This window comes from Enterobacter sp. 342, assembly GCF_036663495.1.
Classification (GTDB): domain Bacteria; phylum Pseudomonadota; class Gammaproteobacteria; order Enterobacterales; family Enterobacteriaceae; genus Enterobacter.
Genome location: NZ_JAWUEI010000119.1, coordinates 1 through 839 on the forward strand (window position 1 = coordinate 1; position 839 = coordinate 839).

The window sequence follows — 839 nt, forward strand, 5'->3', positions numbered from 1 at the left end:
CCGGGTTGCGGACAGTGTCTGGTGGGTAGTTTGACTGGGGCGGTCTCCTCCCAAAGAGTAACGGAGGAGCACGAAGGTTAGCTAATCCTGGTCGGACATCAGGAGGTTAGTGCAATGGCATAAGCTAGCTTGACTGCGAGAGTGACGGCTCGAGCAGGTGCGAAAGCAGGTCATAGTGATCCGGTGGTTCTGAATGGAAGGGCCATCGCTCAACGGATAAAAGGTACTCCGGGGATAACAGGCTGATACCGCCCAAGAGTTCATATCGACGGCGGTGTTTGGCACCTCGATGTCGGCTCATCACATCCTGGGGCTGAAGTAGGTCCCAAGGGTATGGCTGTTCGCCATTTAAAGTGGTACGCGAGCTGGGTTTAGAACGTCGTGAGACAGTTCGGTCCCTATCTGCCGTGGGCGCTGGAGAATTGAGGGGGGCTGCTCCTAGTACGAGAGGACCGGAGTGGACGCATCACTGGTGTTCGGGTTGTCATGCCAATGGCATTGCCCGGTAGCTAAATGCGGAAGAGATAAGTGCTGAAAGCATCTAAGCACGAAACTTGCCCCGAGATGAGTTCTCCCTGACCCTTTAAGGGTCCTGAAGGAACGTTGAAGACGACGACGTTGATAGGTCGGGTGTGTAAGTGCAGCGATGCATTGAGCTAACCGATACTAATGAACCGTGAGGCTTAACCTTACAACGCCGAAGCTGTTTCGGCGAAGAGACGACACATTCAACTCAGCTTGATACAGATTAACAGAATTTGCCTGGCGGCTTTAGCGCGGTGGTCCCACCTGACCCCATGCCGAACTCAGAAGTGAAACGCCGTAGCGCCGATGGTAGT

Annotated in this window: 2 rRNA genes; both read left to right on the forward strand. The window is 54.2% G+C overall.

From position 1 onward, the window contains the following. Window positions 1–691 (forward strand): 23S ribosomal RNA (locus V6E55_RS25530); the annotation flags it as partial. 70 nt (window positions 692–761) lie between these two features. Next, window positions 762–839, forward strand: a 5S ribosomal RNA gene (rrf, locus tag V6E55_RS25535); the annotation flags it as partial.